This window comes from Enterovibrio makurazakiensis (genome assembly GCF_050336585.1).
Taxonomy (GTDB): Bacteria; Pseudomonadota; Gammaproteobacteria; order Enterobacterales; family Vibrionaceae; genus Enterovibrio; species Enterovibrio gelatinilyticus.
This window is the reverse complement of record NZ_JAKJSE010000004.1, coordinates 1-22,828: the sequence shown is the minus strand read 5'-3', so window position 1 is coordinate 22,828 and position 22,828 is coordinate 1. Positions and strand designations below refer to the sequence as shown.

The window sequence follows — 22,828 nt, the reverse complement described above, 5'->3', positions numbered from 1 at the left end:
ACAAAAACTGCGACAAATAACGCAGTACAAGGAGTTTTCATGTCAGTCACCATTTACCACAACTCACGCTGTTCTAAGAGTCGCCAGACTTTGGCTCTACTTACTGAACGTGGCATTGAACCAGAAATCGTGGCCTATTTAGACACCCCTCCGACGATAGAAATCATTCAGACATTACTGACTCAACTTGGCTTCGATTCACCACGCCAAATGATGCGCACTAAGGAAGATATCTACAAAGCACTCAACCTTGGCGATGCGTCTGTCACCGATGAGCAGTTAATCGTCGCCATGGCGGCAAACCCAAAACTGATTGAACGCCCTATTGTGGTCGCCAATGGTAAAGCGGCAATGGGTCGTCCACCTGAAAACGTGCTCGATATTCTCTAATGACTGAGATATTGGTGCTCTACTATAGCCGCCACGGGGGAACTCAGAAAATGGCTCGCTTGCTAGCAAGAGGGATTGAGTCAACTGGCGCTATTGCAAGGCTTCGTACCGTACCCGAGTTGGCATTTGTGGATGAGGGATGCCCTCATGAAAGCGTGTCCACCGCGAAGTCTGACGACCCTTATGTCACGCTGGAAGATCTCAAAGCTTGTCATGGCCTCGCGCTAGGCAGCCCTGTTCGCTTTGGAAATATGGCTGCACCGCTCAAGCACTTTATCGACAGTACAAGCAAAGCTTGGCTTGAAGGGACATTGATCGGTAAACCAGCCATGGTCTTCAACTCTGGCTCAATGTTGCATGGCGGGCAAGAGACGACGTTGCAATCCATGATGCTGCCACTGCTGCATCATGGCATGGTCATCGTTGGTCTTCCCCACTCAGAGTCAGCATTGCACACCACATCAGGTGGCGGCTCTCCGTATGGTCCATCTCATGTTAACGTTGAAGGTCATCGCCAGCCTGACAATGATGAAAAGAATCTCGCCATTGCTGCAGGTAAAAGGCTTGCAGACATTGCAACCAAGCTTCGGCATTGATTCCAATAGATAGAAATAAGACTTAGATAAAAGGAGTTATCCCGTTGTTCTCTTCTACTTCTCGCCTTAGGGCAGTTGCGCTTTCTTCATACTTAGCACTGTTTGGCTGGGTCGCGTTATGGCATGCCGTTTTATCGCCACATATTCATGTAAACCCTTACGGCGTCACCATCGCCTGGTTACTCCCTTTGCTCTTGCCGTTAAAAGGGATAATTACAGGTAAGCCTTATACACACGCGTGGGCGAACTTCATTCTAATGCTCTATTTTACCCATGCCCTCACGATCTTATGGATCGACCAAGGGGAGCGCTGGCTGGCACTTGTAGAACTCGTACTGACTTCAATCTCATTTGTTAGCAACATCTATTTCGCAAAACGAAAAGGGCAGGAAATGGGGTTAGGGCTGAAAAAATTGTCTCAAGTTGAACGCGAAGAAAAAGCGCGATTTGAAAAGTAGCCTTCAGGCTCAACGTGACGCCATGCATAGCCAGACACAAAAAAAGCAGGTGAATTCACCTGCTTTTTCTTTTTCATGAATGTCGGTTAACGTGATTCAACCCATCCATTGGTAGGTCAATGTCGACGAATTGGCACTGTTTACCTCAGGAGTATCAGTCACGACCGGTGCAATAGCCGGCACAGCGACACCATCAATCACCTCTTGTGTTGCACCATTGACACCAGCATCGACAGGTTGAGTTGGCGCGGGCAGCATCTCAACAACAGGTTCTGGTAACACTTCAACACGACGAAGGCGACGATCAGACATCATCTCATTGTGAAAAATTTCTTCATTCGCTAGCAGGCTGATGCGAAACGTTGCCGTCCCCGCATCAATAGACTCTAAACGAAGAGAAGCAACGGAGTTAAGTCCTTTTAGCGTGCGCTCAACCACAAAGAAGTCTTCAGCATCATTCAAGCCTGTAATGGTCAACGCCGTCGCATTACTATCAGCCACGCCTAAATTAATCGCCAAACGATCTGCGTAATAGTTAGAAATGTCATCAACCATTGTTGCAAATGCTTGTGCTGGCGCACCTGATGCTTGACCCTCTATCGGCGCATCACTGCCAAGGTTTGCCGCATTGGGAAATAATTGCCAACTCAAACGGTTATTGCGTACTTTCACCACCGCGACACCGGTAGGATTATAGCGCGCACTCGCTTGTGAAATTGGCCCCGTAAATCCTCCCCAAAGGTCAGGAATAGATATTGCGACCACATCGTCGAAGTCACCCACTGGCATCAAAACAGGCAGACCACGTCGATCTCCTTCTGATTTCAGTGTCGAAATCAAATCAGAGCCAGACTGCTCCCACACTACATTACGCTGTGATGCGTTGTCTTCCACTAACCAGAACAGAACTTCAGGGCGTGGTAGCCCCCAATACGGTACTTGCGCTTGCGTCAGTAATGTCCGGATTTTGGCATCATCAAATGCCAATACTAAGCTGCGTAATCCTTCAGAGTCCCCGTACCCTAACTGAGTGATGTATTGGTTTACCGAAGGAAGCGCCTTTTGAATCACCGGATTTTCACCCACATTGGCTTGACCCGACATGCGTACCAACACATCAACAAACGCTTTTTGTTTTGCTGCTTGTTCCGTCGCGGTATCACTATCATCCAGCACGACTTCAGTACTGAACAATGAAGAAGCCATTGCACTGGTTTGCCCTAGTGCTAACGCCAAAACGAAAAAAAATATTCGTAACATATATTTGCCAGACAACTCGAATTTTAAACGTTGATCATAAATTGAAGCCACACTGTCAGCAATGGCAAAACATCGAATTTGAGCGATATAACCAAGCGACGCTATTCAATAAGCCACATATGATCAGTCCGTCTCCGCATATCCATGCCCATTGACATAAAAAGTATAAACCTCACAGGCACATTCCATTGACCACGCGTTAAAGAAAAAGTTAGAAACAGACTGTGTAATTCATCGACAAGACAGCGTCAATCACTGAAAAACACCTATTTATTGTGGTAGTATCCGCCGATTTTTCATTTTAGGAAGGAGCGTCATGATGCAATTCTTATTAGGGGCACAAATGTTATTTGTTGCCTTCGGCGCGTTGGTGTTGGTTCCGCTATTAACCGGACTTGACCCTAACGTTGCACTCTTCGGTGCGGGTATCGGTACCTTGCTTTTCCAATTAGTAACTAAGCGTTCCGTTCCCATTTTCCTCGCCTCTTCTTTCGCTTTTATCGCCCCCATTATGTTCGGTGTTCAAACATGGGGTATTCCAGCCACCATGGGCGGCCTAATGGTAGCGGGGGTAGTCTATGTCATCATGGGTGGCATCATTAAAGTTCGAGGTGTGGGTTTTATTCACAAACTTCTACCACCTGTTGTTGTTGGCCCCGTGATTATGGTCATAGGCCTAGGATTGGCACCCGCTGCAGTTAACATGGCATTGGGTAAATCTGGCGATGGCGCATTTCAGCTCGTTGATGGCTCTGTGGCACTTTGGATCTCAGGCGTCTCGTTAGTCACAACGATTGCGATGTCTGTATTTGCAAAGGGCTTCTTTAGACTGGTCCCAATTTTAGCCGGCATTATTTCTGGCTATGCAGTCGCACTGTTCTTTGGCGTAGTCGATTTCTCTCCGGTTCTTAATGCCGCATGGCTTGCTATGCCAGCATTCACGGCTCCAGCATTCAACATCAACGCCATCTTGTTTATGATTCCTGTTGCCATTGCTCCTGCAGTTGAGCACGTTGGCGACATGCTAGCTATCTCAAACGTAACCGGTAAAGACTACCTGAAAAAACCAGGACTACACCGTACCATGGCGGGTGACGGCGTGGCCACGATAGCCGCTTCAATGTTCGGTGCACCACCCAACACCACCTACAGTGAAGTCACAGGTGCGGTGATGCTAACTCGCGCATTTAATCCTGCCATCATGACTTGGGCTGCTGTCACCGCAATTATCTTGGCCTTTGTGGGCAAGCTAGGTGCAGTACTGCAAACCATTCCTGTCCCAGTTATGGGCGGCATCATGATTTTGTTATTCGGTTCGATTGCAACCGTTGGCCTAAATACATTGATTAAAAACCAAGTGGATCTGCACAAAGCGCGCAACCTGACCATTGTGGCGGTAACACTGGTGTTTGGTATTGGTGGTATGGCGTTTGGTATTGGCGAGTTCAGCCTTCAAGGCATCAGCTTGTGCGGTATCGTGGCTATCTTGCTTAACCTCATTCTCCCGCATGACATGGGTGAAACTCACGTTGTCGATAATGCGCAAATGGAAGACTGATTAGTCAAAAAATAGGTAATAAAAAAGGCTTCCATTGGAAGCCTTTTTTATTGTTGCTGCCACAAGCACTAATGGTGCTTATTTAGTACCAAAAATCTTGTCGCCCGCATCGCCCAAGCCAGGAACGATGTAGCCTTTGTCATTCAGTTTTTCATCAATGGCAGCGGTATATAACTCAACATCTGGGTGCGCCTTCTCTAGTGCTTCTAGGCCTTCAGGTGCCGCAACGAGTACCAACACTTTAATGTTGAAACAACCGTTCTCTTTCAACAGGTCAATCGTCGCGATCATTGAACCACCGGTTGCCAACATTGGATCAACCACCAGCGCCATACGTTCGTTGATGTTGCTTGCCAGTTTGTGGAAATAAGGCACTGGCTCTAGCGTTTCTTCATCACGGTAGATTCCTACCACGCTGATACGTGCACTTGGAATGTGCTCAAGTACGCCATCCATCATACCCAGACCTGCACGCAAAATAGGCACAACCGTGACTTTTTTGCCCTTGATCTGATCGACTTCAACAGGACCATTCCAACCTTCAATAGTCACTTTTTCGGTTTCAAAGTCTGATGTTGCTTCATAAGTCAGCAGGCTGCCAACTTCGGTGGCCAACTCACGGAAACGCTTGGTGCTGATATCACCTTCACGCATCAAACCGATTTTATGCTTAACAAGCGGATGCTTAACCTCAACCACTTTCATGACAGACTCCTGCAAAAAAACAAATTAACCGCATTATACACAAGAAATATGGGGGGAATAGTTACAGACAACTAGTTGCGCTTTTTTGCTGCAAATTGGCTGACGCAAACGTTTTCCTTTTTAGAATGGCACTGTTAAAATAGCGCCGCTTTTAAGTCCATAACTTGGTAAGGATCCCCAGTGAGCGATAATAAGTCTTCTCTTAGCTACAAAGATGCAGGTGTAGATATCGATGCAGGTAACGCCCTCGTTGACAGAATCAAAGGTGTAGTTAAGCGCACTCGTCGTCCTGAAGTCATGGGTGGCATCGGTGGCTTCGGCGCACTTTGCGAATTGCCTACAAAATACAAACAGCCCGTACTGGTCTCTGGTACTGACGGTGTAGGTACCAAGCTTCGCCTAGCAATGGATCTGAAAAAACACGACACCATTGGTATCGATTTGGTTGCTATGTGTGTGAACGATTTGATTGTTCAAGGTGCAGAGCCCCTATTCTTCCTTGATTACTATGCAACAGGAAAACTGGATGTTGATACCGCGGCGGATGTCGTCACGGGTATTGGTGAAGGTTGTCTGCAATCTGGTTGCGCATTGATCGGTGGCGAAACCGCTGAAATGCCAGGTATGTATGACGGTGAAGACTACGACGTTGCAGGTTTCTGCGTCGGTGTTGTAGAAAAAGAAGACATCATTGACGGCTCTAAAGTCAGTGCTGGTGACGCAATCATCGCTATCGCATCTTCAGGCCCTCACTCAAACGGTTATAGCTTAGTGCGTAAGATCATCGAAGTATCAAATGCCGATGTGACTGCTGAGCTTGAAGGAAAATCATTGGGTGACCACCTTCTAGAGCCGACTCGCATTTATGTTAAGCCTGTCCTTAAGATGCTAGAAACCTGCGATGCACACGCAATATCGCACATCACTGGTGGTGGTTTCTGGGAAAACATTCCTCGCGTTTTGCCTGAAGGCACTAAAGCTGTTATCGATGGTAACAGCTGGGAGTGGCCTGCTATTTTCAAATGGCTACAAGAAAACGGCAACGTGACTCAACACGAAATGTACCGCACCTTTAACTGTGGTGTTGGTTTGATCATTGCCCTACCTGCAGAGCAAGCTCAACAAGCTATCGACATTCTCAACCAAGAAGGTGAGAAAGCGTGGCTACTTGGCAACATTGCAAATGCATCTGCCGATGAAGAGCAGGTAGAAATCAAGGGGTGATCATGAAAAACGTGGTAGTGCTGGTTTCCGGAAACGGCTCTAACTTGCAAGCCATTATCGATCGATGCCATCAAAAAGATGGCATCAATATAGCAGCGGTAATAGCGAACAAAGAAGATGCCTACGGGCTGACTCGTGCAAAAAGTGCAGGTATTGATGCTGTCGTGGTGCCAAGCAAAGGAATCACCGATCGCAGCGAGTATGACGATAAATTGATGACTGCCATTGATGGCTATCAACCCGATCTTATTGTGCTCGCTGGTTTCATGCGAATCTTAACGCCTGCATTTGTTCAGCATTACCACGCTAAAATGATCAATATCCACCCTTCGTTGCTTCCTAAGTACACGGGCTTGAATACCCACCAGCGAGCCATTGATGCCGGTGACAAAGTGCATGGAACCTCTGTGCACTTTGTGACTGAAGAACTCGATGGCGGTCCTGTTATTCTTCAAGCACAAGTGCCTATCTTTGAACAGGACAATGCCGATACCGTGTTTGAGCGAGTTCAAGAGCAAGAGCATCGTATCTATCCGCTCGTCATTGAATGGTTCTGTGAGGGGCGTTTGACAATGAACGACGGACAAGCACTAATGGATGGCTTGATGTTGGGAGAGGCTGGTTACGCAACCGAATAACTCTCGACTAACCACATGATTGATTTAAAAGAAAAACGCGCCAATCAGCGCGTTTTTTTGTATCTGGACCGTTACCGTTAAAGCCCTTCTCGCTAGCTTTTAAAATCTGCGCGGTTACAAGTGATCACTTCACCAAGATGGAACACGCAATACTCACCAGGCTGCATTTTATGCCACGTTTCATTGTTGGTGAGTGGCTGAGTTGCAATGACAGTCACCACGTCGTTGGGTGTCGTTTCTTCTTGAAAATCGACCGTAACATCTTCATCGATCAAGCTTGCTTTGCCAAACGGCGCACGGCGAGTGATCCAATGAAGGTTGTTAGTACAATACGCCATGACGTAATCACCATCGCTAAACAGCATGTTAAACACACCAAGTTCACGCAAGGTGTCGCATCGACTCGCAATAAATCGAAAGACTTCGGTCATGTCCTCTGGCTTTTCCGGGTAGTAGTGCTCAATTTCATGCAGCAACCAGCAGAACGCCTTTTCACTGTCCGTTTCACCGACCGGTTTGAAGTGCCCTGACGGCATATCTTCATAACCCGTAAGTTGGCCATTGTGCGCATACGTCCAATAACGTCCCCAAATTTCACGGGTAAACGGGTGCGTATTTTCAAGATTCACTTCACCGCGATTGGCTTGTCGGATATGACTGACCACAGCACAGCTTTTTATTGGGTAACTTTGTACGAGTTCAGCGATTTTTGAGTTACAGCTTGGGTTTGGATCTTTGAAGGTACGAAAGCCTTTTCCTTCATAAAAAACGATTCCCCAGCCATCTCGGTGCGGACCTGTATTGCCACCACGTTGAATCAAACCGGTAAAACTAAAACAAATATCGGTTGGCACATTGGCACTCATGCCAAGAAGTTCACACATGTTCCGTCACACTTTCCTTATCAACAGTGCTGAACTGCTGTTCATCGAACCACTCAGCACTGTATGGGCAAATCCCTATTATTTTTCCATTTCTTTTTCAACAAGCTGGATCAAGATGTGGATAATCTTGATGTGCACTTCCTGAATACGGTCAGCATAACCAAAATGCGGCACACGGATTTCAATATCCGCAAGTCCTGCCATTTTACCGCCGTCTTTGCCCGTCAACATGATAGACGTCATGCCTTTGGCTTTTGCCGCCTCAATCGCTCGAAGAATGTTACCTGAGTTACCCGATGTAGACAGACCAAACAGCACATCACCTTTCATACCTACCGCTTCAAGATAGCGAGAGAATACAAACTCGTAACCAAAGTCATTACTCACACATGAGATGTGGCTTGGGTCTGAAATAGCAATCGCCGGATAACCTGGACGATTTTCGCGATAACGACCGGTCAACTCTTCCGCAAAGTGCATTGCGTCACAATGCGAGCCACCGTTACCGCATGATAGAACTTTGCCGCCCGCTTTAAATGCATCCGCCAGATGCTTTGCAGCAGCTTCAATGTTCGCAATATTCTTTTCATCTTTTAGAAACGCGTCTAGCACGCTTGCAGCTTCTGTCAGCTCAGAGCGAATAAGGTCTTGGTACATGGGCTATTCTCTTTTTTTATGTTGAATGGCATGGGGCAAGCCGCCCAAATTTGTCTTGAACCAGTGTACCCGTAAACACCGGAAGCTGTCGATATTCCCATGACGGTTGTGATTGTTGAATGAAAACAATTATCTGAAAAATAAATTAGAGCAATTCACCTAATCAGTGAAAGACGGTGCACATTTTTACGGGTCATTGTTTTACATTCTCGCAAAAACCTGCTTACAATTAAGTGGTATGACCTCTTACCAATTTAAGCTGGGTTGATGGATAAGGAGAACCTGACATGGCAACAACCCTATATCTGATAACGTTCTTGGCAGTACTTGCACTTTTGGCCTATCACCGTGCTGGCCTAAAAATGTTCACTGCCGCAGCAGTAAGTTTGTTAATAGTTGGATCACTCCTTGGCAATGTTGGCCAAATATCGTGGTTGGTTTTCTTTGCTATAGCTATTCCACTTAATGTGCGTGCTTTTCGTGAAAGCTGGCTTAGCAAGCCGGCACTCAAGATGTTTAAAGGTGTAATGCCTGAAATGTCGCAAACAGAAAAGGAAGCCATTGATGCCGGCACTGTTTGGTGGGAAGCCGACCTTTTCCGGGGTGCGCCAGATTGGAACAAACTGCATGACATCCCTGCACCACGCTTGAGTGTTGAAGAGCGTGCTTTCCTTGATGGCCCTGTTAATGAAGTGTGCCGAATGGTCAATGACTACCAAGTGACACATGAGCTCGCCGATCTTCCAGAAGACGTATGGCAGTACTTAAAAGACAACAAGTTCTTCGCCATGATCATCAAGAAAGAATACGGTGGTCTTGAGTTCTCTGCTTACGCACAATCCTTGGTTTTGCAAAAGCTTACCGGCGTTTCTAGTGTGCTATCTTCAACCGTTGGTGTACCAAATAGCTTAGGCCCAGGCGAGCTGCTGCAACATTACGGTACCCGTGACCAAAAAGATTATTATCTGCCCCGTTTAGCAAATGGCCTTGAAATTCCATGCTTTGCCCTGACTAGCCCAGAAGCAGGCTCCGATGCTGGCTCTATTCCTGATGAAGGCTTCGTCACAAAAGGTATGTGGCAAGGAGAGGAAGTGCTCGGCATGTCGATCACTTGGAATAAACGCTACATCACTCTTGCACCCGTTGCGACGGTACTTGGTTTGGCATTCAAGCTCAAAGACCCCGACGGATTGCTTGGTAACGAAGCCGACCTAGGAATTACCTGTGCGTTAATCCCGACCGATCTCGATGGTGTAGAAATTGGTCGTCGACACTTCCCGCTGAACCTGCCATTCCAAAATGGCCCAACGCGCGGTAACAATATTTTCGTTCCTTTGGACTTCATCATTGGTGGTCCAGAAATGGCTGGTCAAGGCTGGCGCATGCTGGTCGAGTGTCTTTCAGTTGGTCGTGGTATTACGCTGCCTTCAAACTCAACGGGTGGACTCAAATCAGCCGCTTTGGCGACAGGTGCTTATGCTCGTATTCGACGCCAGTTCAAGTTACCTATCGGTAAAATGGAGGGTATCGAAGAGCCACTCGCTCGAATCGGTGGTAATGCGTATGTCATGGATGCCGCCAGTTCACTGACCGTGACAGGTATTGATTTGGGTGAAAAGCCTTCTGTTATCTCAGCGATTGTGAAATACCACTGTACGCACCGAGGTCAACGCAGTGTCATTGACGCGATGGATGTTGTCGGTGGTAAAGGTATATGCCTTGGGCCAAAGAACTTCTTAGCTCGAGGATATCAAGGCTCACCCATTGCCATTACAGTTGAAGGTGCGAACATTCTGACACGTTCAATGATCATTTATGGCCAGGGTGCCATTCGCTGTCATCCATTTGTGTTGACAGAAATGGAAGCCGCCTACAATGAAGACGAGCGTGAAGCGCTCAGCTCTTTTGACCAAGCGTTATTTGGCCACGTGGGCTTTGTGATCAGTAATCTTGTTCGTTCTGTGTGGTTAGGCCTAACTGACGGTCGCACCTCTAGTACCCCACGTAAGGATGACACGGCGCGCTATTACCAACAAATGAACCGCTACGCGTCAAACCTTGCACTCCTGTCTGACGTTTCAATGGCAATACTGGGTGGAAACCTTAAGCGTAAAGAACGTCTTTCCGCACGCCTTGGCGACGTGTTGAGTCAGCTTTATCTCGCCTCTTCTACCATGAAGCGATATGCCGATGAAGGCTACCAAAAGGCTGATATGCCATTGGTTCATTGGGGCATGCAGGACGCCTTGTATCAAACTGAGACGGCAATAATTGAGTTTCTAGATAACTTCCCTAGCCGTTGGGTTGCTGCGCCACTCCGCGTCATGCTGTTCCCATTTGGCACTCGTCGCACTAAGCCCAATGACCAACTGGATGGCAAAGTTGCTCAAATTTTGCAAACACCAGGAGAGTCAAGAAGCCGAATTGGTCGAGGGCAGTTCCTTGAAGCATCAGAACACAACCCAGTCGGTAAAATTGAAAAAGCACTTCTCGATATTTTAGCGGCTGAACCTGTCCACAAAAAGGTCTGTGATACGACAGGTCAAAAGCTACCATTCATGTTCCTCGACAAAGTGGCGCAGATTGGTTTGAGTGAAGGTGTGATCACCGACAAAGAGGCGGAAATTCTGTGCATCGCGGAAGCAGGTCGATTAGAAACCATCAATGTGGATGACTTTGAATCCGATGAGCTTGCCGCAGCGAGCAAGGCTTTGGATAAGGTTATTCATGCCGCATAGTCTGGGCTAGCATTACTCGGGGCTCAAAAAAGGAGAAGCATAGCTTCTCCTTTTTTTGTCTTTCATGTGCAGTTCTCAACACATGATCTAAAAACAGAATCACACACCACTTAACCACACCATTTCAACCCGAACAGTCATATAACCAAACAATTAAGCATCACGCAGCTTTATCTGAATCTTCCGGTGGCGGCGCTTCTAACTCTTCTTCTGTTTCAGCCGCGAGCTTTTTCGCTTTGATTTTACGAATGATAAACCAGGTTAATATCGCCAGAACAAGCAGTAAGATGTTACCACCAATAATGGTGATCATTGCCATCTTGCGGTCTTCTTCTCGTTGTATGGCTTGAAGCCGTTCTTCTTCAATGCGCGCACGCTCCGCTTCTCTTTCTTCTCGCTCGAGCTTAGCCTTCTCAATGGCTTCGTAATCTGCCACGGCAAACGTCTGCTCGGGTAAATGAAAGACTAATGAACGCCCTGACAACTTGTCTGTACCGTAAAGCCAAGCGAACCACTTGTGCTGTCCCGGTTCAGCAAAATTATCAATATCTACGTTTAGTGCTGTATATTCTTTACTGGAAACCCCTTGATATACAGAAGTTTTTCCTTTGGGGCCTTTAAATTCAGCATGTGCCGCTATGGATCCATTTTCGATACTGGCAGAGTCTGATTCCACGAGCAGATGATGAGGAAGCGCTTTTTTTCGGCTTTGCTTAAATGTCGCCATCAGAGGCGTTGGATATACGAGAACTTCTTGCTCTAACGTACGAAAAAACACGCCATTTCCAGACGTCACCCGCGCACGGTACTTTCCTGGCGCGGCATTAACTGGCAACTCAACGGTAAAAATGCCATCCCCCGCCACTTCATCCAACCCCGAACCATCATCGATAAATCGACCTAGTGACATTTCCTGTGGACGCTGATCAACGGGGATATCTTCCACACTCTCTAAGAACTCGGTGAACGTCACCGTCAATTCCACGCGATCGAGGAAATCTCGCAGGTTTAATGGCTCGCCTGCCTGCATTAAGCGTGCAGTGAACTTAAGGGTTTCTCCTTGATAGAGCCGATGAGGGAAGGTATCTACCTTCATACTCAGCTCTGACAAAATACGAATCTTATTCTCTGGTGTCACCTTACCTATTGCCTGCCAGGGTCCGGGCATTGGGTCGAAAATCGAGACAATATCCATGTCAGGTTCTTTGTGCCAAGACACGTTGTCAGGGTGACGCCACTCATACAGTTTCGTGCCATCAGGTTGGACGAGAACAACAGGCTTACTTGGATTCTTGCGATAAATAACAAACGCAACCTGCGTAATGGTGGAGTCGATACGAAAACGGTTATTCAACAATCGAATATCACGATCAGATGTCTGCTCCGCTGCGGCGCTGAACACAGTCAACAACGCAAGCAGCACGCCAAACCATCCCATTTTCATATCATCTCCTGTTACCGCCAGAGACAGCTGCCGTTTTTCGCGATAACGTCCAGCTGCGCTTCATGTTCTATTAGTTCATCGGCAGATGCATGAATGATCTTTAATTTTTTTGTTCCCACTTCAACACGTCGAATGGACTCGTCATTGGTATCTTGCCCATTTGAATCCGTTCCGCTAAAGGACAGCGTTGTTTGCCCACCGGTCATCAACAAATAGACGTCGGCGAGAATCTCGGCATCCAGCAAAGCACCGTGCAGTGTTCGGTGTGAGTTATCTATGCCATAACGGTCACAGAGCACATCCAGGTTGTTACGTTTGCCGGGGAAGATCTTCCTTGCCATCGCAAGGGTATCTGTGACCTTGCAATAGTCTTCAGTTTTGCCGATGCTCGGATCAACGGTCTGAAACTCGTTATCCATGAAACTAACGTCAAAGGGCGCATTGTGTGCGACCAACTCAGCCCCTTTAATGAACGCCAGAAATTCTTCATGAATGGCTGCGTATTCCGGCTTACCCACCAAGAATTCATCGGTAATACCGTGAACGGAAATAGCCTCTGGGTCTATCTCGCGATCTGGCTTGATATACACATGAAAGTGTCGCCCCGTAAGCTTGCGGTTAACAATTTCAACGGCACCAATTTCAATAATTTTATGGCCTTCATAAACAGGGCCACCCTCACGGTTCATACCCGTGGTTTCTGTATCGAGAACGATTATTCTGTCGTAACTGGCTTTCATGGCGTCACTTATGTCAGACTTGGCGATTAATTTAAATAGATACTAACAAATATGGTCAAGCAGGTAGAAATTTTCACTGACGGATCTTGCCTCGGCAATCCAGGACCCGGTGGTTATGGGGTGGTTTTACGCTATAAGCAGCACGAAAAAGAGATAAGCGAAGGCTTTGAACTCACCACTAACAACCGCATGGAATTACTTGCCGCTATTGTGGGACTTGCCAGCCTCAAAGAGCATTGCTCTGTGGTTTTGACTACCGACAGCCAGTACGTTCGACAAGGTATCACTCAATGGATTCATAACTGGAAAAAACGTGATTGGAAAACCGCGGATAAAAAAACCGTTAAGAATGCGGATCTTTGGCAAAAGCTAGACAAGGAAGCTCAGCGTCACACCATCGACTGGCAGTGGGTTAAAGGGCATGCAGGCCATCCGGAAAATGAACGTTGTGATGAACTGGCACGTGCTGGGGCAGAAAAACCCACTCAACCCGATACGGGTTACCAACCCAACGAGTAGTCAGCCTTCTTTATTGGATCAACGCTTGGTCAAACCACATACGACCCTAGCATTCAAATATCGCCAGATCCGGTTCGATAATTCACACTGACTGGCGATAAGCGTTTACGCAGTTTCCATTCAGGTTTTATCGGTTTCAATGGGTAAGTACGCTTTCTCGCGACAATAAAATAAAGAGAGCCCATTGCTGGCAATAACCCAGAACACGCGTTTTCGAACCACACTCCACATGTACGGTGCTGCGTTGCAGGGATCAAGCCGAAACACGACATTTCAATGATCTCGTAGTTTAGTAACCCCAGCCAATCCCGAACACGAAGTGGACTGAACATTCTTCCATTCCACGGTAGTTTGTTTTTACGCCACGGAATTAAGCGGCCGATACCCATCAAACTGCTTGGATTGACGCCAGAAAGGACCAAGTAACCATCATCGATCATCACTCTATCAATTTCGCGTAATAATCGATGGGGGTCGCTAGAGTAATCCAATTGGTTAGCGAGAATGCAAACATCGAAGGCTTTATCAACAAACGGAAGCTGATAGCCGTCAGCCTCGACATTTCTTAATGGATTTAACTTATCAATGCAGACTTGATGTTGAATGTTACAATGCCCGCTGGTTAACTCGCAGCTAAGGCCACCAAGTTTGAGCATGTGGTAACCAAAACATCGTGGAAGCCATTCGTCCAATCGAGTCTGAATATGCGAGCACGCCCACTCACCATGGGCAAATTGATCCCATGTGTACGGGTATTCTAATGGACGTTGACTACGTGCTGGCTTCATAGAGTATTTGAGTTATAGCTGGAGAGTAAAAATGCTATCGATATCAAGCATACCCGCATTTAATGACAATTACATCTGGTTACTAAAAAATGATGACAATCATTGTCTTGTTGTCGATCCCGGCGACGCAAAGCCCGTACTCACATATCTGGCAGAGCATGAGCTTATCTTAGACGCAATACTGCTTACTCACCATCATCATGACCACGTTGGTGGTGTCGAAGCATTAACATCTGTCTATTCAAGTGCTGCTGTTTATGGCCCATCCACCGAACGATTCCCACAAGTCACCCACCCTCTTGAAGATGGTGCATCGTTTTCTTTGTTCAACACGCAATTTACCGTTTTACAAGTCCCTGGACATACTGTTGACCACATCGCTTATCATGCAGATGGCAAGCTCTTTTGTGGTGACACCTTGTTCTCTGGTGGGTGTGGTCGCCTTTTTGAGGGTACCCCCTCTCAGATGCATTCCTCTTTGATGCGCCTCGCCGCTTTTCCTGACGAAACATTGGTGTTTTGCACGCACGAATACACACAATCAAACTTGAAATTTGCTCAAGTGGTTGAACCCAGCAATACTGCGCTTGGTGAGTATGTACTCACTGTTACCAATTTACGGGCTATCAATAAAATGACATTGCCGTCAACGATAGGTCGCGAAAAGAGCATTAATCCGTTTTTGCGCGCGAATCACGCTTCAGTAAAAGAAGCAGTGAAACATACTGCGACAGACAGCTCTGATATTGAAACTTTTGCAGCGCTCAGACGTTGGAAAGATGAATTTTGACGCAAGTCACTTGTAAGCAAACGTATAGGCCGATTATTATCATCGACCAATTTTTGAAAGGTTAATCTATTAATGAAGTTCCGTTATGTATTAGTGGGATCGATGTTTCTCGCGGGATGCCAATTAACAGGGCAAGATGACGTCGCAACAACGACTAATACGCCAGATCAACAGGAAACCTTGCAAGCCAAGGAAGCAACAACAGCCCATCAAGTTGAAACGCTTGAACCTAAGGTTGAAGCACCTGTTATTACTCCACAGAATCAGGAGGATGTCTGGAATCGGATTGCCATGCAAATGGACATGCCCGTCCCTGAAAACAAACGAGTTAAGTACTATCGTAATTGGTACTTAAAGCACCCTCAGCATCTCCATACTGTCGCAAAACGCGCAGAGCCTTTCCTCCACCTAATCACTGAAAAGGTAGAAGAACGCGGCATTCCGCTAGAGATTGCGTTACTTCCTGTTGTTGAAAGTTCATTTGACCAATTTGCATACTCACATGGTCGTGCTGCGGGATTGTGGCAATTCGTACCGGAAACGGGTCGCCGCTTCGGTCTCGAGCAAAACTGGTGGTATGACGGCCGTCGAGACGTTGTCGCGTCGACTGACGCAGCATTAGATTTATTGGAGTATCTCCACAAGAAATTTGATGGTGACTGGCTCCATGCACTTGCAGCCTACAATACCGGTGAAGGGCGTGTATTTCGTGCTATTCGCAAAAACAAAGCGGCGGGTAAGCCTACTGATTTTTGGTCACTGTCTTTACCCAAAGAAACCAGTGGCTATGTGCCGAAACTCATTGCTGTTGCCGATGTCGTCAAAAACAAAGAAAAGTACGGTTTAGTGCTACCGAAAATTGCGAACCATTCGGTACTCGAAGTTGTAGAGCCTAATGTTCAAATGGATTTAGCACTTGCCGCTAACTACGCCGGACTCTCATTGTCTAAGTTACAAAGCTTAAATCCTGCTTATAACCACTGGGCAACATCTCCGGATGACAATAACAAACTTCTATTGCCTAAAACCAACGTGGAGCAATTCACAACCAACCTTGCTGAGAATAACAACCAAGGTATTAAGGTCACCCGCTACAAAGTACAAGGCGGCGACTCATTGGGCACAATTGCGCAACGACACAATACAACAATAAAAGTGATACAGCGGGCAAACAGCATCAAAGGAACAAATATCCGTGTTGGTCAACATTTGCTAATCCCTGTGGCACTAAAAGATGAGAGTCAGTATTCACTGAGCGCACCTCAACGTCTTGCAAAAATGACGAGCAAAAAGCGCGGCGATATTAAGTTGACTCACAAGGTAACAAAAGGGGATAGTTTTTGGACTATATCTCGTAAGCATGGCGTCGCTCACAGTGATCTAGCGCGATGGAATGGTATGAGCCCGAAAGACACACTGCGTATCGGTCAAGATTTGGTCGTGTGGAAAAAAGCAGAAGAAGGGGCTCGCATACGTACTATTTTTTACAAAATCCGCGAAGGAGACTCGCTAAGCGGAATTGCCTCTCGATATAAGGTTTCTGTGACTGATCTGATTAAGTGGAACTCTTTAAAGAAAAACGCTTATATCCAGCCAGGGCAACAATTGAAACTCTATATCGATGTAACAAAAGTCAGCGCATAACTTCAACTTAATTGATATATAAAACAAAAAGCGCCTTGTGTTCTCACGAGGCGCTTTTTGCATGAAGAGAAATTACATCACCATTGGATGTCGCTTCATCATTCTAATCCCTTCACGCTTAAAGCAGTCAACAAGTGGGTTTTCTGCCATATCAGCACGCCATACGAACGACAAAGAACGCGCCATTTTAAGCTCAGGAACGTTAAGCGCTACGAGTTTTCCGCTTTCAATGTATGGTTCAACGTCGAGGTACGGGAGACAAGTTAAGTAAGAGCCATTCGCGACTAAGCTTCGAATCACAGGCACATGCTCGTACTCTCGCCAGACATCAAGATCTTCAATATGGTGGCAAATGGAGCTTTCGAATGCCGTTCTTGTCCCTGAACCTTGCTCTCGCAATACCCATTTAGCTTGCTCTAATTGTGCAATACTCACGTGATCATAGCGTGAAAAGGGATGGTGAGCGGAAGCGACAATAGTTAGGTGGTCATTGCACCAGGGTTCCTGATGAAGACGATTGTCATCACAGCGCCCTTCGATAATGCCGAGGTCATAACGATAATCAAGCACACCAGCAATGACTGAACTCGTACTATGAACGCCTAAAGAAATTCGAATTTCTGGAAAGTCACTATCAATAATACTGATAAGGTCTGGCACCAAATGTTCTGCAGGGGTTTGACTTGCTCCCAGTCGAATTTCACCACTGAGCAAGTGCTGCTCATAAATGCCCATTTCAATCTGTTTTGCGTCTCGTAAAAGTCGCTTGGCTTTAGGCCTCAACCAACTTCCCCAATGAGTAAGCATTAACCCCTTACCCTTTCGCTCAAACAGAGGACGTCCTAGCATCTTTTCGAGCTGAGACAATGACATACTGGTTGCAGACTGTGTCAGTGAAAGGATTTCAGCGGCTTGGCTAACGCTTCCCGTGTCCGCTACGGTATCAAAGACCGCAAGCTGTTTCAGTGAATATCTCACCGTGGTATTTCTCCCTAGATAACCAAACAAATAACCCTTTTATTTTTATGTATTCATTGTACCTAGTGCGAAAAAATCATCAATTATTCTGAATACAATTCAAAGAATTATCAATTGTACTTGATGCAGTTCACTCAATTAATCTGATTAGGAAGTCAGGCATTTCGCCAAACACAGTGAAAGGAAAAACACATGAATAATCTTCGGGAGGAAAGGTAATGACAACTGCCTATTCTGATCACGAGTTTGTATCAGTCAAAGGATTTTCGGCATCTGAAATGATGAACGAAGCCGAACGTTACGCAATAAAAAAAATAAGCAAAAAAAGTGGCGCTACTCTTAGCCTTGCCACACTGGCTGGTGCGTTTATCGGCCTTGCCTTTCTTTTCTATATTACAGTGACAACGGGTAACGATAGTACAAACTGGGGTGTTAACCGCTTAATCGGCGGGTTTGCATTCAGTATGGGATTGATACTGATTGTCATCTTTGAAGGCGAGTTATTCACTAGCACCGTTTTATCGAGTATTTCGTGGGCAAATAACCAGGTAAGTGTCCCCAAGCTACTTTCAATCTGGGGCAAAGTTTACCTAGGTAACTTCTTTGGTGCGACGCTGCTTGTTCTCATGGTTACTGCTGCGGGCTTATATCAGCTTGATGGCGGGCAGTGGGGTTTAAATGCGCTCAATATTGCTCAGCACAAATTACACCACACTTGGCTTGAAGCGTTCACTCTTGGCGTGCTGTGCAACATTCTAGTTTGTACCGCAATATGGCTAACGTTCTGCTCAGCAAACCCTATCGTCAAAGCCGCAATGACCATGCTTCCCGTTGCCATGTTCGTTTCTAGTGGATTTGAACACAGCATCGCCAACATGTTTATGGTGCCACTCGGTATCGTCATTGCCCACTTTTCACCGGATACATTCTGGCTTGGGCTTGGTACCAATGCGGCAAACTATGCCGACTTATCTATCAACAACTTTTTAGTTAACAACCTTATCCCTGTCACCCTAGGCAATATCGTTGGCGGTGCAGTGCTTGTAGGCCTAGCCAACTGGGGAATTTACCGTAAACAAATGCAACAACCCGATATGCTGAGCGTTAACACGCCAGTTGCCATCAAAAAAGCAACCAAGGACTCTGCCATGATGAACAATGTGAAAGTAAAAGACCTAATGAACAAAAGCCCTATCGTCTTGAAAGCAAGCGACCGCACGGCTGACGCCATTGATAACTTGCTTTCCAATGGTCTGACTGGTGCCCCTGTATGTGACAGTCAGCAACATGTAGTCGGTTTCTTTTCTGTACACGATGCTATGGTCAATCTTTGGTGTGAAGACTATCTGCCGAATGCGAACTCGCTGGTTGGCGAGTTGATGAGCGATGAAGTAACAGCATTAAGTGCGGATGAAAGCTTAATCGATGTAGCAGAGTTCTTAGTCATGGATAAAGAAAAGGTATTCCCTGTGTCCTCCATGGGCATTGCAACAAGTTTTTCCACTTTGTCACTTAAGGATCGCGTAAAAGAAGCGAAAGTGAGTAAGCCTCATATCTTGCCAGTTATCACAAACGGTCGTTTAGTCGGTGTAATTTCAAGATCTGATGTGCTCCAAGCATTAAGACCGCTGTATGAAAACGAACCTTTAGTTGAAGTGGCTAAAGCCGTTTAATGAAATGAAGGGCAGTAACGATACTGCCCTTCTTCTATTCAGACGGGAATATCAGAGACGCTTCGATAAACGCATGATCAGACGCTGATGTCTTTTTTGACCGCGAATCATCAAGCTCAAGTTCGCGATAGAATAAATGATCCAGCGGATAACCAAATACAGTGAGTCTATCATCACTGCTGTATTGAGCCTCTTTCAGCCCAAGCTCTTCGAGTTCCATTTTGACCACATCCAAGCGCTCTTCGCTCCAAGTGTTAAAATCCCCAGCAATGATAATAGGGCCTTTGATATCTCGCACCGCGTCGACTAATGAATGCAATTGTTCCTTATATTCTTCCACCCCAAAGGTGAAATTTATACTGTGCAGATTGATGACAGATAAGGTTTTCCCGTTTGAGAGCGAAAATGCACTGTAAAGCGCACTTTTGGGCAGACGCAGATAAGGCTCAATTTTGGTATACGCACACACTTTCTTTGGGACGACCTCGGATAATGTCATCACCCCTGCAATTTCACCTTTGATGGCAAAAGCGTAGGCCTGATTACTGTGCCACCCTTCGCGTTCAATGTAGCTGAGAAGTTGAGGTTTAGATTGTGCCTCTTGAAGCAATATTATCGCATTATCTTTCGATAATTCAGACAGTTCAGCCTCCCAACCATCCAACTGTTGTTTATAGATATTCCATACTGCGATATTAAGAGGCCTAGTCACATCAATTGTTTCGTTCGCTGAATAGCCGCGACAACGAACACTTCCTTCTCCTGACGCTAAGCTAGCTTCTTCTGGCACGTCTACAAACGTATAGACCGTTAAAATGCCACAAATCAATATCAATGCGCTGAGAATTACCCAGCGAGGTCTAAACTGTTTAATCAAATAAATGGCACCTTACTGTTAGTTTGAAGTGAGCATGATCCGACAGGTCGAGAATTTTATGTGCTCATGATAAAGATTGTCGATCAACGCATCACAGTCGTTTCAATTGCGGGACTGAGCATCCTAATTACCAGGGGGCGTATTCAATTGCCCCTATACTCTCTCGACTCGCACATTCAGGAGCTCAAAAATGGCTAATGAATCTAAAGGCAACTATTACCGTATTCTACACCCAGCTCAAAAACCTTGGATGATTGCCTTCGTAGCAGCGATTGGTTCTGCTATTTGTATCGCCTTACTGGCTATCATTGATGAAAGCGCAAAGGGTGATTATGTATTAATGGCACCTTTTGGAGCAACGATGGTTCTAGTTTTTGGATTGCCAAAAAGTCCGCTGGCACAGCCTCCAAATGTCATTTTTGGTCATTTAACTACGGCCATTGTCGGCATTATTTTTGCCAACCTTTTTCCAGTCGAATTTTGGTCGTTAGGGTTAGCGGTAGGAACAGGGATATTCTTTATGATTTTGTTCGGTGTCACCCACCCTCCTGCTGGCGGAAATCCATTACTCATTTTACTAGGAGGGCATACAAGCTTTACATTTGCACTTTATCCCGTCCTCGCTGGCGCCTGTGTCATTGTACTTATTGCTTTGATCTATCATGGATTTGTGTCGCGTTTGGAGTATGCATGGGTCAACAAGCCAAAGAAGGTATAGGTTATGTATAACAAAATACTTTATGCACTCGATTTAGACTCTAAAGCCCATTTACAAAAAGCACTCGCTATTGCCGCGCAGCTAAATGCCCAGCTTTACGTGGGGTATGCCACCCATATGGGTGAAGACTATACAGATGATGAGATCTATTTCGGTAAGGCTGATGGCGACATGCTCGTTGATGGCAAGAGAAAAGAATTAGAAGCAAAGCTAGATGTATTACTGCAAGGAACTGAACTATCTAAAGAGCATGTTTATGTCGTCGATGGCCCCGTGGGAAAAGCGATTGATCATCTGGCCCAAACCCTCAACACAGATCTTGTTCTTATCGCCAAATCTCATCGTCATTTCAGCTTGCTGATAAAGCCTGACACATTAATACGATATATGTCGCACTATGACTTGTTGAGTTTCAATTAGCTCAATGAGCTTTTGGGAAAAGTGACAGAAACGAAAAAAGTCCCGACATTGCTGTCGCGGCTTTCGAAAGTGGCAGGTGTGGAGAGATTCGGCCGGGCTGGCGTTCCAGCTCCCAACATCACTTTGGAAAAGTGACAGAAACGAAAAAGCCCCGACATTGCTGTCGAGGCTTTCGAAAGTGGCAGGGGTGGAGAGATTCGGCCGGGCTGGCGTTCCAGCTCCCAACATCACTTTGGAAAAGTGACAGAAACGAAAAAAGCCCCGACATTGCTGTCGAGGCTTTCGAASGTGGCAGGGGTGGAGAGATTCGACGGGCTGGCGTTCCAGCTCCCAACATCACTTTGGAAAAGTGACAGAAACGAAAAAGCCCCGACATTGCTGTCGAGGCTTTCGAASGTGGCAGGGGTGGAGAGATTCGACCGRGCTGGCGTTCCAGCTCCCAACATCACTTTGAAAAAGTGRCAGAAACGAAAAAGCCCCGACATTGCTGTCGAGGCTTTCGAACGTGGCAGGGGTGGAGAGATTCGACCGGGCTGGCGTTCCAGCTCCCAACATCACTTTGARAAAGTGACAGAAACGAAAAAGCCCCGACATYGCTGTCGAGGCTTTCGAAGGTGGCAGGGGTGGAGAGATTCGAACTCCCAACACGCGGATTTGGAATCCGCTGCTCTGCCAATTGGAGCTACACCCCTATAGTTATTTTAAAGACTCAACTCTGTCTGAATAAATGGCGGAGCGGACGGGACTCGAACCCGCGACCCCCGGCGTGACAGGCCGGTATTCTAACCAACTGAACTACCGCTCCACACGGTGATAAACAGTCTCCTGTCTATCCGATACATGTCGTTCAACTCACGTATCTAATCTTTTTGCCTTCATCTTTTCTTAAAAAGATGAAAACGAATTTGAAGCCTGGCGATGTCCTACTCTCACATGGGGAGACCCCACACTACCATCGGCGCTGTTACGTTTCACTACTGAGTTCGGCATGGAGTCAGGTGGGTCCATAACGCTGTGGTCGCCAAGCAAATTTGGTGGTTTTATCCCGCTGGCTATACTGTCCGCTTGCTGCGTTTGTTTGCTTTCTCGCTCAGTCATGTACTTCATACACTTCTTCACTCGACTCACA

The 22,828-nt window shown here is 46.4% G+C and carries 22 protein-coding genes, 2 tRNA genes and 1 rRNA gene; 13 read left to right on the top strand and 12 right to left on the bottom strand.

What is annotated here, in order from left to right; all coding sequences use genetic code 11:
• The first annotated feature begins 39 nt into the window (after window positions 1-39).
• The 3 genes from arsC to L4D06_RS00125 are packed head-to-tail and all read left to right on the top strand — an operon-like array spanning window position 40 to window position 1,444.
• Window positions 40-390, top strand: a complete 351-nt coding sequence (gene arsC, locus L4D06_RS00135) for an arsenate reductase (glutaredoxin) (protein WP_429737459.1) — start codon at window positions 40-42, stop codon at window positions 388-390.
• Window positions 390-986: an NAD(P)H:quinone oxidoreductase gene (gene wrbA, locus L4D06_RS00130; RefSeq protein WP_429737458.1), complete on the top strand. Its 597-nt coding sequence runs from the start codon at window positions 390-392 to the stop codon at window positions 984-986. The genes arsC and wrbA overlap by 1 nt, the downstream gene beginning before the upstream one ends.
• Window positions 987-1,030: 44 nt before the next feature.
• On the top strand, window positions 1,031-1,444 hold the full coding sequence (locus L4D06_RS00125) for a DUF2069 domain-containing protein (RefSeq protein ID WP_274163487.1): 414 nt from the start codon (window positions 1,031-1,033) through the stop codon (window positions 1,442-1,444).
• A gap of 96 nt (window positions 1,445-1,540) precedes the next feature.
• On the opposite strand, the gene L4D06_RS00120 is transcribed toward L4D06_RS00125, so the two are convergent.
• Complete coding sequence (locus L4D06_RS00120; RefSeq protein ID WP_429737457.1) at window positions 1,541-2,704, bottom strand: DUF2066 domain-containing protein; 1,164 nt, start codon at window positions 2,702-2,704, stop codon at window positions 1,541-1,543.
• A 316-nt stretch (window positions 2,705-3,020) separates the two neighbouring features.
• Between L4D06_RS00120 and L4D06_RS00115 the strand changes: the two genes are divergently transcribed.
• Window positions 3,021-4,262 (top strand): uracil-xanthine permease family protein, encoded by a 1,242-nt coding sequence (locus L4D06_RS00115; protein WP_274163489.1) that lies wholly within the window; start codon window positions 3,021-3,023, stop codon window positions 4,260-4,262.
• A gap of 78 nt (window positions 4,263-4,340) precedes the next feature.
• Here L4D06_RS00115 and upp read toward each other — a convergent pair whose 3' ends face one another.
• Entirely contained in the window at window positions 4,341-4,967 is a 627-nt protein-coding gene (gene upp / locus L4D06_RS00110) for a uracil phosphoribosyltransferase (protein ID WP_028024684.1), read from the bottom strand.
• 180 nt (window positions 4,968-5,147) lie between these two features.
• Between upp and purM the strand changes: the two genes are divergently transcribed.
• Both purM and purN read left to right on the top strand, forming a co-directional pair.
• Window positions 5,148-6,191 carry a phosphoribosylformylglycinamidine cyclo-ligase gene (gene purM / locus L4D06_RS00105; RefSeq protein ID WP_274163490.1) on the top strand — a complete coding sequence of 348 codons (1,044 nt, stop codon included), beginning with the start codon at window positions 5,148-5,150 and terminating at the stop codon, window positions 6,189-6,191.
• 2 nt (window positions 6,192-6,193) lie between these two features.
• On the top strand, window positions 6,194-6,829 hold the full coding sequence (gene purN / locus L4D06_RS00100) for a phosphoribosylglycinamide formyltransferase (protein WP_429737456.1): 636 nt from the start codon (window positions 6,194-6,196) through the stop codon (window positions 6,827-6,829).
• 92 nt (window positions 6,830-6,921) lie between these two features.
• Here purN and L4D06_RS00095 read toward each other — a convergent pair whose 3' ends face one another.
• Complete coding sequence (locus L4D06_RS00095; RefSeq protein WP_429737455.1) at window positions 6,922-7,713, bottom strand: class II glutamine amidotransferase; 792 nt, start codon at window positions 7,711-7,713, stop codon at window positions 6,922-6,924.
• A gap of 78 nt (window positions 7,714-7,791) precedes the next feature.
• Window positions 7,792-8,370: a D-sedoheptulose 7-phosphate isomerase gene (gene lpcA / locus L4D06_RS00090; RefSeq protein ID WP_274163493.1), complete on the bottom strand. Its 579-nt coding sequence runs from the start codon at window positions 8,368-8,370 to the stop codon at window positions 7,792-7,794.
• A gap of 287 nt (window positions 8,371-8,657) precedes the next feature.
• Here lpcA and fadE point away from each other — a divergent pair, with 287 nt between their 5' ends.
• Window positions 8,658-11,108, top strand: coding sequence for an acyl-CoA dehydrogenase FadE (gene fadE / locus L4D06_RS00085; RefSeq protein ID WP_429737454.1), 2,451 nt, complete (start codon window positions 8,658-8,660; stop codon window positions 11,106-11,108).
• Window positions 11,109-11,268: 160 nt separating this feature from the next.
• On the opposite strand, the gene L4D06_RS00080 is transcribed toward fadE, so the two are convergent.
• Window positions 11,269-12,552 carry a TIGR03503 family protein gene (locus L4D06_RS00080; protein ID WP_274163495.1) on the bottom strand — a complete coding sequence of 428 codons (1,284 nt, stop codon included), beginning with the start codon at window positions 12,550-12,552 and terminating at the stop codon, window positions 11,269-11,271.
• Between the two features lie 11 nt (window positions 12,553-12,563).
• Window positions 12,564-13,292 carry a DNA polymerase III subunit epsilon gene (gene dnaQ, locus L4D06_RS00075; protein WP_274163496.1) on the bottom strand — a complete coding sequence of 243 codons (729 nt, stop codon included), beginning with the start codon at window positions 13,290-13,292 and terminating at the stop codon, window positions 12,564-12,566.
• A gap of 51 nt (window positions 13,293-13,343) precedes the next feature.
• Here dnaQ and rnhA point away from each other — a divergent pair, with 51 nt between their 5' ends.
• A complete protein-coding gene (gene rnhA, locus L4D06_RS00070; RefSeq protein WP_429737452.1) occupies window positions 13,344-13,811 on the top strand; it encodes a ribonuclease HI in 468 nt (155 codons plus the stop codon).
• A gap of 53 nt (window positions 13,812-13,864) precedes the next feature.
• Here the strand turns inward: rnhA and L4D06_RS00065 are convergent, their stop codons facing one another.
• Window positions 13,865-14,599, bottom strand: a complete 735-nt coding sequence (locus L4D06_RS00065; protein WP_274163498.1) for a methyltransferase domain-containing protein — start codon at window positions 14,597-14,599, stop codon at window positions 13,865-13,867.
• A gap of 31 nt (window positions 14,600-14,630) precedes the next feature.
• Here L4D06_RS00065 and gloB point away from each other — a divergent pair, with 31 nt between their 5' ends.
• Entirely contained in the window at window positions 14,631-15,389 is a 759-nt protein-coding gene (gene gloB, locus L4D06_RS00060) for a hydroxyacylglutathione hydrolase (protein WP_274163499.1), read from the top strand.
• A 72-nt stretch (window positions 15,390-15,461) separates the two neighbouring features.
• The gene (locus L4D06_RS00055) at window positions 15,462-17,033 is read left to right on the top strand and encodes a lytic transglycosylase (protein ID WP_429737450.1); all 1,572 of its coding nucleotides are present in this window, start codon (window positions 15,462-15,464) and stop codon (window positions 17,031-17,033) included.
• 72 nt (window positions 17,034-17,105) lie between these two features.
• Here L4D06_RS00055 and L4D06_RS00050 read toward each other — a convergent pair whose 3' ends face one another.
• Window positions 17,106-18,011, bottom strand: coding sequence for a LysR substrate-binding domain-containing protein (locus L4D06_RS00050; RefSeq protein ID WP_274163501.1), 906 nt, complete (start codon window positions 18,009-18,011; stop codon window positions 17,106-17,108).
• A gap of 218 nt (window positions 18,012-18,229) precedes the next feature.
• Here L4D06_RS00050 and focA point away from each other — a divergent pair, with 218 nt between their 5' ends.
• The gene (gene focA, locus L4D06_RS00045) at window positions 18,230-19,684 is read left to right on the top strand and encodes a formate transporter FocA (RefSeq protein WP_429737449.1); all 1,455 of its coding nucleotides are present in this window, start codon (window positions 18,230-18,232) and stop codon (window positions 19,682-19,684) included.
• Window positions 19,685-19,718: 34 nt separating this feature from the next.
• Here focA and L4D06_RS00040 read toward each other — a convergent pair whose 3' ends face one another.
• The gene (locus tag L4D06_RS00040) at window positions 19,719-20,558 is read right to left on the bottom strand and encodes an endonuclease/exonuclease/phosphatase family protein (protein ID WP_429737718.1); all 840 of its coding nucleotides are present in this window, start codon (window positions 20,556-20,558) and stop codon (window positions 19,719-19,721) included.
• A gap of 193 nt (window positions 20,559-20,751) precedes the next feature.
• On the opposite strand from L4D06_RS00040, the gene L4D06_RS00035 reads away from it, so the two are divergent.
• Both L4D06_RS00035 and L4D06_RS00030 read left to right on the top strand, forming a co-directional pair.
• Entirely contained in the window at window positions 20,752-21,279 is a 528-nt protein-coding gene (locus L4D06_RS00035; protein ID WP_274163504.1) for an HPP family protein, read from the top strand.
• A 3-nt stretch (window positions 21,280-21,282) separates the two neighbouring features.
• Entirely contained in the window at window positions 21,283-21,699 is a 417-nt protein-coding gene (locus tag L4D06_RS00030; RefSeq protein WP_429737448.1) for a universal stress protein, read from the top strand.
• Between the two features lie 615 nt (window positions 21,700-22,314).
• Here the strand turns inward: L4D06_RS00030 and L4D06_RS00025 are convergent.
• The 3 genes from L4D06_RS00025 to rrf all read right to left on the bottom strand — a co-directional run bounded on the left by L4D06_RS00025 (window position 22,315) and on the right by rrf (window position 22,725).
• Window positions 22,315-22,391, bottom strand: a tRNA-Trp gene (locus L4D06_RS00025).
• Between the two features lie 36 nt (window positions 22,392-22,427).
• A tRNA-Asp gene (locus L4D06_RS00020) sits at window positions 22,428-22,504 on the bottom strand.
• A gap of 105 nt (window positions 22,505-22,609) precedes the next feature.
• A 5S ribosomal RNA gene (rrf, locus tag L4D06_RS00015) occupies window positions 22,610-22,725 on the bottom strand.
• Window positions 22,726-22,828 lie beyond the last annotated feature (103 nt).

Bases quoted from the DNA above. Each gene is read 5' to 3' on its own strand.
- arsC (WP_429737459.1), top strand. From the start codon at position 40: ATGTCAGTCACCATTTACCACAACTCACGCTGTTCTAAGAGTCGCCAG.
- wrbA (WP_429737458.1), top strand. From the start codon at position 390: ATGACTGAGATATTGGTGCTCTACTATAGCCGCCACGGGGGAACTCAG.
- L4D06_RS00120 (WP_429737457.1), bottom strand. From the start codon at position 2,704: ATGTTACGAATATTTTTTTTCGTTTTGGCGTTAGCACTAGGGCAAACC.
- L4D06_RS00115 (WP_274163489.1), top strand. From the start codon at position 3,021: ATGATGCAATTCTTATTAGGGGCACAAATGTTATTTGTTGCCTTCGGC.
- upp (WP_028024684.1), bottom strand. From the start codon at position 4,967: ATGAAAGTGGTTGAGGTTAAGCATCCGCTTGTTAAGCATAAAATCGGT.
- purN (WP_429737456.1), top strand. From the start codon at position 6,194: ATGAAAAACGTGGTAGTGCTGGTTTCCGGAAACGGCTCTAACTTGCAA.
- L4D06_RS00095 (WP_429737455.1), bottom strand. From the start codon at position 7,713: ATGTGTGAACTTCTTGGCATGAGTGCCAATGTGCCAACCGATATTTGT.
- lpcA (WP_274163493.1), bottom strand. From the start codon at position 8,370: ATGTACCAAGACCTTATTCGCTCTGAGCTGACAGAAGCTGCAAGCGTG.
- fadE (WP_429737454.1), top strand. From the start codon at position 8,658: ATGGCAACAACCCTATATCTGATAACGTTCTTGGCAGTACTTGCACTT.
- L4D06_RS00080 (WP_274163495.1), bottom strand. From the start codon at position 12,552: ATGAAAATGGGATGGTTTGGCGTGCTGCTTGCGTTGTTGACTGTGTTC.
- dnaQ (WP_274163496.1), bottom strand. From the start codon at position 13,292: ATGAAAGCCAGTTACGACAGAATAATCGTTCTCGATACAGAAACCACG.
- rnhA (WP_429737452.1), top strand. From the start codon at position 13,344: ATGGTCAAGCAGGTAGAAATTTTCACTGACGGATCTTGCCTCGGCAAT.
- L4D06_RS00065 (WP_274163498.1), bottom strand. From the start codon at position 14,599: ATGAAGCCAGCACGTAGTCAACGTCCATTAGAATACCCGTACACATGG.
- gloB (WP_274163499.1), top strand. From the start codon at position 14,631: ATGCTATCGATATCAAGCATACCCGCATTTAATGACAATTACATCTGG.
- L4D06_RS00055 (WP_429737450.1), top strand. From the start codon at position 15,462: ATGAAGTTCCGTTATGTATTAGTGGGATCGATGTTTCTCGCGGGATGC.
- focA (WP_429737449.1), top strand. From the start codon at position 18,230: ATGACAACTGCCTATTCTGATCACGAGTTTGTATCAGTCAAAGGATTT.
- L4D06_RS00035 (WP_274163504.1), top strand. From the start codon at position 20,752: ATGGCTAATGAATCTAAAGGCAACTATTACCGTATTCTACACCCAGCT.
- L4D06_RS00030 (WP_429737448.1), top strand. From the start codon at position 21,283: ATGTATAACAAAATACTTTATGCACTCGATTTAGACTCTAAAGCCCAT.